The following is an 8,316-nucleotide window of genomic DNA, read 5'->3' as shown; positions in this document are numbered from 1 at the left end:
GCTCACGTTTCGACCAGCGCTGACAAAACCGGGGGAGTGCCGACAGTCACCTTTGACTGCGCCCGGTCGTTGGCGACGTGTCTATAGCGGCCTGAATCTTCCGGATGATTGACCCAAGGATGCCCGACGCGAGAAGTCCGGAACCGAGCGGGCCCGCGGAGTCCTCACCAAGTGGTGGCAACTGCTGAAGCGCTGCCCTCACTTGCGCATTCATGTGCTCGAGTTGCCAGGAGATCTCGTCGGAGATGGCCGTGGCTTGATCCGGAGTGGCCAACCCGGCCGCTTTCGCGGCGTAGGCGGCTGCGCCGAGAGCATGTGCGCCCATGTGAGCGACGCCGGCAGCTTGTCCAGCAGCCCGGGCGGCCGCCACAGCCGCGGGAGAGCGCACTGCATGCGCGGCCCGACCAGCAATGAAGCGCAGTCGAATCTGTCCGGCGGTATCAAGTTCACCCTTAGCAAACGCCCGAGTACGAGCGATGGCATCACGTGGTCGCCCGTCCGTTGGAGCCTCCGTCTCGAACAGGGCCAGGACTCGCTCCGCACAATCCGCCGCCCACGTTGCGACCAGGCGGCGATCAGCTTCGCTCAGTGACTGCGGGGAGGGCATGCCAGCATTTTTGCACGGGAGCCTGCAAGGCGAGCCTTCAGCGGCTCAGGGGACCGGCTTTCCCTGGTGCCGTATGATCGCTGCCATCGTCCTGAACCGGAGGTCACTGTGGCGGAAGATTACGAGGCGGGACAGAGCCTCGATGTGGAACCTCGCGCGGGGGTACGCCGCCGAGATTTCGTGCTCCGAACAGAATTCGGGCTCGTCATCGCCCTTCTGGTCCAGTACCTCTTGGGCACGGTMGTCAACCTCTTCGTCAAGATCCCTGAATCGCATCCCGGCGCCAACCCGCCGGAGTACTTCAGCGGGGTCGTGCAGAGCCTGGGTTGGGCCGTCACGGAGGGTGGGGGTCTGTGGCTCACTCTGCACGCGGGGCTGGGCCTGCTTCCTGTCATTGGCTCTCTGGCTGCMCTTCTCCAGGCGATTGGCAGCCACGACCGTGCGGCTGTAACGACGACGGCAGTGGGTTTCGTCTGCGTGCTAGGAGCCGGTTTCAATGGTGGCAGCTTCCTMAATTACGGTGAGGACTTCAGCTCAATGATCATGGCCTCGCTCTTGGCCATTGCCCTGGGCAGCTATGCCTTCGGCGTCTACCTGTTGGGTTGCCGTGAGCGGCAGCCCGCTCGTCATCGCCCGTGACCKGACAGCCGCCCCGCCGAGRTTCGGCGAAGTGATGTCCCGAACGGGGAGCGTTTGAGGGCGGTGCGGAACCGGAGGGCTGAAGTTGCTMAGGCGGAAGTCTMAGCGGCGCCGGAGTATGGTCTATTCTCGCTCGGCGATTGCCTTAACATCTGCCACAAGGATGTCCMACATGCCCTTCGAGTGCTGAGCTTCCTCGGCGGTTGCGTTGTTGTCCTGTGAGAGCGTCAGATTCGTCGTGCCGGTCCCGCCCTCCAGAGTCCACGTGAGGGTGTGGTAATTCTCGGGCTTGTCCTCGTGGCCGCCCAGCGGGCTGAAATGCGTGTTCACGAGTCGTCGGCCGGGTTCAAATTCGAGGATAGTGCCCTTGTCCTCATATTCCTTGCCTTCCCAAACGCCTCGCCAGACGATCGGGCCGCCGATTGTCCAGTMGGTCACGACCTTCGTGCCGAACATGAACTCTTCKATTGCGTCACGGTCGGTGAGTACGGACCATACACGGCTTGTTGGCGCCTCGATCATAATCGTTGAAGTGGCCACATATTTCCCAGTCATTGCCTTCCCCTATCAGTCGGAAGCAGTGGGCGGTCGCACCGCCTGGCACCGACACTACTCCGCCGAATCGGAACGCCCACGCCTGGGCGTCAGGGCAGGAAGCCCAGGTCAAGATCGACGGTTAATGGCGGGGTCAGCTGAACCGGCCGAGGAGGCGCAGGGTGGTCGAAAGCCGCACATCAAAACMCAATGCCGGTGAATGTTGGCTGTCATAACCTGCTGCGCACCGTTTATGACCTGGGTCCGGCACCGATAATCGCGGCGCGTCCGAGATCGGTACGCCCTAAGTGTGCTTCTATGACCGCATGTTGATACTTCCAAGCACACAGTCCTCCCTCCTGGTGCGCACAGCTTTCGACAATGAACAGGCTTGGGCGGACGCACTTTCCACTGTGCTCAGCAAGAATGAAGATGGCTTTCGCGCCTACGTCACGGTCGTTGATGACATTGGGTGGGAAGGGGTCGACTGGGAGCAAGTTCGCCAGGCAGCCCAAGCGAGTGATGAACATGTATCGGTCTTGTTCATGGAAGACAGTCCCGCGCTTGAACCCGGGCATCCGGTTCGGGTCATCGATCTGAGCAACGAGACGCACCAGCCGTTCCGATGCRTGACGCGCGAACTCTGGGGAGTCGAAAATAACCTGAACATCGCGAACATGGACTGGGCGGAATTCGCGGAAAGCACCGACGACGACGGTGTCTTCAGGGATTTTGCCTGACCGCTGCGGTTCCTATTGCAGCGGTGGTAGGTACAGCGCGTATGTACCCCCTCTCGTAGAACATCAGCGCGTTCAGGCCCCTCGAGCATGCACGCTAAGGGATCCGTGACCGGGCGCCTTGTGGGTGGCGGGTTCCGGGGGCGTGGTGTGATCGGGTTTCGCGGATGCTCACGCTCTTTTTGCTGGCGTGAGCTGGATCAGCTTCGCGAGTTCGCATGCGGTGTGGCGGTCATCTTCGTTGGCGACGAAGACCCGACCGATCAGCAGGGCGGCGTGGTGGGGGACGTTGATCCGGGTCATGCCGCGTGGCGTATCGCCGTGCCATGTGGGTGCGCAGAGGAGGAAGTCGCCGTTAGCGGTTCCAGTGGTGCGTTTGCCCACATAGGCAAAGTTKGCGCCGCTGATCGGGTCGGTKAACTGCACGCTGTAATAGCGCTGTTCCATCTCGGGCACATGCAGCACTTGTGGTCCGGCGTTGACATCCAACCAACCGCCAAAATACAGGACGTCGTCGGTGCCGGTCGCGATGACACTGCCGGACAACGCGGACTGGGACGGGCTCTYTGGCACGGCATAAATCGTGTTCACAGGGATCGGCCCGCCACCCAGCCCGCGCCGGAMAAATATTCGTTTGAAGCCGCMCACTGTGATCCGCGGCCAGAAGAAGATGAAGACGAACGTACCGATTACCCAGATGGCCACAGTTGTCCCTACCAGCAGCATGATCGAGCCCAAACCGCCGGCCCCGATTCGCCTATAGGTGACCCACGCGAAGATTGCCAGGATGGCGATCGTCACCGGAGTGGCGTATTTCAGGATCAGGCGATTCATGACTCCACCCGTACGACCGGCGGAACCTCGTACCGGCCGTCTACGATGGCCGCTCCGGGTAGATAGGCGCGGAGCATGAGCTTGAACCGGCCGGGCGGTGTCGCTACCCAGTTCTGCACCGCACCKGATGGCTGATTCGGTTGGAGCAGAATGTCGACTGAGCCGTCGGCGTTCGTCACGAGACCAGAGTKGTCATTCACGCTTGCCCGCCCGGTTGGGGCGTTGACCATATAGCCGACGGTGTCCGTCGCGGTAAGCGACCAGAAGGCATCATTCGGTGGAAGCTGACCTACCGAGAAATGAAGGCGATACGCATGCTCCCCACTCAGACGCTTCCCCGCGTCATCCCTGGTCGCTGTCCAGTAGGCGGCCTCTTCAAACACGTTGACAACCGGGAGCGCCTTCTGCAAGGCCGCACGAACCAGTAGTCCGTTGCCTGGATGGCCAGCTTTGCGAATAGCACTCCAGCCATTGACGGTCTTCGTCTCCGTCTTCGCCACGGCGTTCAAGACCAGGACGGTGGTCAGGTACGCGAAGGTTAGGCCCATGATCAGACCCTGCACTATGCCCGAACCCGCGACCCAGGCAAGGAAGCCGCTCACGATGACATCCGCATCACAGCACCCCAGTTCTGAACAGCACGACAACGGTAACCATCGCAGCGACGATGACCCCACTGGTCAGCCCCGCCCTGCAACGAACCGGGATGCCAGMCAGGGTTGGCCTTKATTGGTCGGAACCACGGCTTCCGCGTTTTAGCATTCATGATTGAAAACCTAGCCTGATTCCCCTCCAACGACAGACCAAAGGCTTACACAAGCGTCGCTGGGTACGCCTGCTCGCGCCCGACGTCGGTGGCGCCCGGGACGATCTTCGACCGCACCCACAGCTCCCTGCGGATCTGGTTGGCCTCTGGGTGGTCGATCTGCTGTGAGGCAGAGGATGGTGGGTGTGCTCAAATGTGTAGTMGGACGACGAAGAGGAAGTAGCACCAGACGGGCAGCGCAAGCAGTGACCACACGGCCATCGCGGTCCGCACTAGGGATTGGTTACGCAGGACCACGGAAAGCAGCCTGAATGTGAGGATTCCCATGATTCCTCCGACGCAGTTCAGGATCACGTCATCGATGTCCGATGCTCCAACCGCAAACACGCCCTGGATGATCTCTACAGCGACGCTGACCGAGGCGACCGTGAGCATGGTCAGCCATGCGGCCGCCCGATGTCGGAGCCACGATACGTAGACTCCAAGCGGGATGAAGATCAGGATGTTCCCGACGACGTTGGCGAATGCCACTCTCGCGGTCCCGGAAGAGTGGCTGGACACATATTCCGCGATACTCGCGAACGGGATGAGATTGATCGATCTCTCCGAACCCGGTGCGCGAGAGAACAGAAGCAATCTTAGGAGGAAGGCCGCGTAGACAGCGAAGACGGCGAAGATGGCCACGGTCTCCGCTTTTGCCCGTTTCGTGGTGACTTGCCAGCTCGGCACATCATCCGTCGCTGCGATGGGTTGCGGTTGTACATCCACCAGGAGGACGTTACAGACGGAACCTGTCGTGCTCCTGTGAGCCGACGGAGGGCCATTAGCGCTTGGATGGGGCTTCGGCCGACGGAAGAATTAGTAGGCCCGGAGTGGGTCTTCCCACCGGGTTTCTGGCCAACGGACCAGGGCGTTCGCGCAAGGTAGGTGTCCGAACCTTGAGTTAAGTTTTTGGCAGAGGTCGTCGGGCGAACCCAGGAATAGCTAGTGCGAACGATCCGCAATAAGGGCGTCCGAGGCGCCCGTTAGCCGGTCCCCCACCGCGACACCCTCGGCCCGCTCCCCCGCCGCGAAAAATCCCATACAGATGCTGGGACCCTGGATTCGCATATACCCCGCCCGCAAAACGCTTGTCCCGTAGGCCGCGTGAACTGGTTAGTGCGCGTGCTCGTAGGCTTCCCTGATGTCCTGGCTGATGCGCCCCCGGGAGCTGGGGTTGTACCCGTTGGCCAGGGCCCACTCACGAATCTTTTGCGTCTCTTGCCTGCTGGTTGTTGTTGCACCCGCAGTCCGGTTCCCGGAGGCGCCACGGACGCGCCGTCCGCGGGCGATGAACGGCGCTAGTGCCGCACGCAATCCGGCAGCGTTTTCCTCCGCCAGATCGATTTCGTACTCGACGCGATCGAGGGAGAAGCGGAGGGTTTCCTGAGCATTCTCACCTGAAATGTCATCGATCAGCTGGACGTGAATTTTGCGGGCCAATGGGGTTCCTTCGTTTTGGGATTGAGCCGTCGTCCCCCAAGCCAACACCTACCGTGACCTCAAGACTATTTCACTCAGGAACAGCACCGAAACGACCCCGCGTTCTTCAGGGACTAGGTCCGATCGGTCTGGTACGAATCCGTCGCAACGATTAAAAACGGTGGCCAGGGGCTTATGACCAAGCTTGATAACGACGCCGGGTTCTGACCATCAGCGGCGTCCTGCACCCGCATCCAGAGATTGGCGGGAAAACGCAGCCGACTAGCCACAGTGAGAGCTCAGCCACGGCGGAGTGTCTACTGTTGAACCGTCCTGGTTGCACCCCGTAGTGGCTGAGCCGGCGTCGCATCGGTCTCCCTAAACAGGCAGAGCAGTGACTTCGCCTGGCGATCTGTACCAGTAGGTGCTTACATCCGAGTCATCACTGTGTGGCAGCGGAGAAGCAGTTCGGATCTTGCAAGTAGTGGGAATACTAACCGACGTTCCGAACACCAGTGCGTGCTGCTTCGGCAGGGAGGCCAGCCTATTGAGTACCGATTCCGATATGAACGGAGTCATCCGTCGTATGTGGTGAAGATCCTCAGGATTCTGAATGCGATGGATCATGTAGTTCGAGCACTGGGACAGGACCGTTCCAGACAGTTCACTCGGCCGCTGCGAAGAGAGGATAAGGAAGAGCCCATACTTCCTCCCCTCCTTGGCCACACGCTCGAAAATTTTCGTAGCGTCGAGAGTGCTTGCGGAGGCCGGCTGGCTCGGAACGTATCGATGTGCTTCTTCGAGAACMAGATTCACGGGGTACGCGTTTMTGATGCTGCTTCGTCGGAGACAGTCGAACACGAGCCTGGTAACGACGGAAGACACGACCTCTACCACCTCGTCGTCTACGGTGMTGAGATCAAGGATGAATACCTGAGCGCGCTTGATCAGGTGAGTTCCGTTCCGGCCGATGCCGAGAATGTTGTCAACGAAACTATCACGAGAATCGCTAACCAGGTCCTGGCCCGGATCAGCTCGCAGGAACTCAAATTCGTCGCGCGATTGAAGAGCTTTGACCCGGGTGAGAAGTGTTGAGCAGTAATCGCGGACCCGGCTGTTTCCATGGCTCTCTTCGTAAAGGATTGCCATGTCAAGGGCAGTTTCAAGGTCTGAGAACTTGAAAGGATTTTGCCGGTACGCCGGAATCTCCGCATCCTGCAGTATGAATGACTTCAGCGTACTCTCAATATCTGCGATGTCCCTATCATCAAAAAGACCGTAACGGACTTGCCTGTTGTGCATAACACCGTTGACGGAAATCTCATCCGATCCGTACACGTTAAGGAGGGAGCGCATGCGGTGTTTGGCTGAGGTGTGATTCTCAGTGTCACGCAGCAGATGTTGGAGACAGGAAGCCAGAATGTGGTTCTTGAGATCCTTCAAGTCCCCAGCTGTGTCTTCAGCAAACAACGAGGTCAGTCCCAGGGCGTTGCGCAGCACCGGGCGTTGAACACGATCACTCGTCTGAAGTAAGAGCTCCCATTCCTCGGGCGTGAGGAGCCAATGCGGGAGCCGGAACTCCTGCGACTCTTCTCGTTCGTTGACCTGATCGGTCGGCTCGAGGGGCGCTGCTTGTCGGTGGGAAATTCGAGCATATGTGCGGTGGATCGGATCGGGGAGCTCTGATAAAGCCCGGCGGTATTCGCCGTTGGTATCGAACAGGATGAAAGTGCTTCCGCCTGCCGGAGCCTGGGTCTTTTTACCAAGTGATGCCTGCAAGAGGCTGGCAATAGTGCATGACTTTCCACTGCCTGTGTTACCAAGGATGGCGGAGTGGGCGCCGAAGAACTCATTGATCCGGATCTTGACCTCATAGTCGTTGAACACGACCGAGGTACCAATCGTGAGGCTTCTAAGCTTCGTCGCTTCCGGAGAAGAATATGGAATCGCGATTTCTTGGTTCGCCACGTTGAGAATTCGGTCAAGGTCCCGGTTTTCGACGTGCAGAACGTCTGCATATAGAGGAGGGAACTCCGAAACGCCGAAGGAGAAATTTTCGGTCTCATCGAACGGAAGGCTGCCAAGAGGCGTGAGGGAGAGTTGGCGTGATGAGACCTGGGTAATGTCTTCCATCGATTTCGAGGCACTTGAAACCGGTCCAGCGTCGGGACGCTCTTGCAGCCCTGTGACTTCGGCGACCACGTAGAGGTTTGTTAGCGGAATCAGGACAAGGGAGCCGATGCGCGCCACGTAGTGCTGGTMATCGAAGCCGACCAGCGTATATCCGTCGGCCGCCTCGGTCATCTCCACCCTAAACCGCTCGGCGTTCACGTCAACAATCGTCCCAAGTCGCCTGCGACGTGCATCAGTTGTCGCCATCGTTGCCACCCTTTTGGAAGGAAGCGAAGAGATCCATCACGTTGCCGATGGCCTTCTCGGCGGGGTCGTTGTCGCCCGAAGGCATGATGTCTGCGACGAATTGATTGAAGTAATGAGCTTTCCACGTCGAGTTCGAGTCTTCGGTCCCGATGACCCAGATGCGTGGATCCTTCAGGTCCTGAAGCTTCCTTACGTGCTCATTCGAGATTTCAGTACCCAACTCAGGTTTGGCGAAGATCACCAGTCTGAAGGTGGGKATGGTGAGGGCCTGATAGATGATGTTGTTGACGTGCTCATCGCCGAAGCTATACCCCAGGGTCACGAGAACACTTTGCTCCTGTACCACCTTGGTTTGGAAC

Annotated in this window: 9 protein-coding genes and 1 pseudogene; 2 read left to right on the top strand and 8 right to left on the bottom strand. The window is 59.3% G+C overall.

Going from position 1 to position 8,316, the window contains the following annotated elements; translation table 11 throughout:
- Window positions 1-46: 46 nt before the first annotated feature.
- Entirely contained in the window at window positions 47-607 is a 561-nt protein-coding gene (locus AC1DBQ_RS19655) for a putative immunity protein (protein WP_476930106.1), read from the bottom strand.
- 108 nt (window positions 608-715) lie between these two features.
- Between AC1DBQ_RS19655 and AC1DBQ_RS19650 the strand changes: the two genes are divergently transcribed.
- Entirely contained in the window at window positions 716-1,246 is a 531-nt protein-coding gene (locus AC1DBQ_RS19650; protein WP_476930105.1) for a hypothetical protein, read from the top strand.
- Between the two features lie 123 nt (window positions 1,247-1,369).
- Here AC1DBQ_RS19650 and AC1DBQ_RS19645 read toward each other — a convergent pair whose 3' ends face one another.
- Window positions 1,370-1,801 carry an SRPBCC domain-containing protein gene (locus tag AC1DBQ_RS19645; protein WP_476930104.1) on the bottom strand — a complete coding sequence of 144 codons (432 nt, stop codon included), beginning with the start codon at window positions 1,799-1,801 and terminating at the stop codon, window positions 1,370-1,372.
- Between the two features lie 341 nt (window positions 1,802-2,142).
- Between AC1DBQ_RS19645 and AC1DBQ_RS19640 the strand changes: the two genes are divergently transcribed.
- Window positions 2,143-2,520 carry a DUF6924 domain-containing protein gene (locus tag AC1DBQ_RS19640; RefSeq protein ID WP_476930103.1) on the top strand — a complete coding sequence of 126 codons (378 nt, stop codon included), beginning with the start codon at window positions 2,143-2,145 and terminating at the stop codon, window positions 2,518-2,520.
- Window positions 2,521-2,688: 168 nt separating this feature from the next.
- Here the strand turns inward: AC1DBQ_RS19640 and AC1DBQ_RS19635 are convergent, their stop codons facing one another.
- The 6 genes and pseudogenes from AC1DBQ_RS19635 to AC1DBQ_RS19610 form a co-directional block, all read right to left on the bottom strand.
- Window positions 2,689-3,351 carry a DUF1254 domain-containing protein gene (locus AC1DBQ_RS19635; RefSeq protein WP_476930102.1) on the bottom strand — a complete coding sequence of 221 codons (663 nt, stop codon included), beginning with the start codon at window positions 3,349-3,351 and terminating at the stop codon, window positions 2,689-2,691.
- Window positions 3,348-3,953 carry a DUF1214 domain-containing protein gene (locus tag AC1DBQ_RS19630; protein WP_476930101.1) on the bottom strand — a complete coding sequence of 202 codons (606 nt, stop codon included), beginning with the start codon at window positions 3,951-3,953 and terminating at the stop codon, window positions 3,348-3,350. Before AC1DBQ_RS19630 ends, AC1DBQ_RS19635 begins: the two co-directional genes overlap by 4 nt.
- Before the next feature lie 353 nt (window positions 3,954-4,306).
- Window positions 4,307-4,801, bottom strand: coding sequence for a VanZ family protein (locus tag AC1DBQ_RS19625; protein ID WP_476930100.1), 495 nt, complete (start codon window positions 4,799-4,801; stop codon window positions 4,307-4,309).
- Window positions 4,802-5,272: 471 nt separating this feature from the next.
- On the bottom strand, window positions 5,273-5,599 hold the full coding sequence (locus AC1DBQ_RS19620) for a histone-like nucleoid-structuring protein Lsr2 (RefSeq protein WP_476930099.1): 327 nt from the start codon (window positions 5,597-5,599) through the stop codon (window positions 5,273-5,275).
- A 357-nt stretch (window positions 5,600-5,956) separates the two neighbouring features.
- The gene (locus AC1DBQ_RS19615) at window positions 5,957-7,957 is read right to left on the bottom strand and encodes an ATP-binding protein (RefSeq protein WP_476930098.1); all 2,001 of its coding nucleotides are present in this window, start codon (window positions 7,955-7,957) and stop codon (window positions 5,957-5,959) included.
- Window positions 7,944-8,316, bottom strand: a pseudogene (locus AC1DBQ_RS19610) (SIR2 family protein); the annotation flags it as partial. The gene AC1DBQ_RS19615 and the pseudogene AC1DBQ_RS19610, both read right to left, overlap by 14 nt.

Source organism: Arthrobacter sp. 10T413_2, from assembly GCF_056394205.1.
Note: the sequence above shows the minus strand (reverse complement) of the source record. Positions and strands in the feature narration are given on the sequence as shown.

What these genes read in the sequence shown, in the direction of transcription:
- AC1DBQ_RS19655 (WP_476930106.1), bottom strand. Translation starts at nt 607, where the DNA reads ATGCCCTCCCCGCAGTCACTGAGCGAAGCTGATCGCCGCCTGGTCGCA.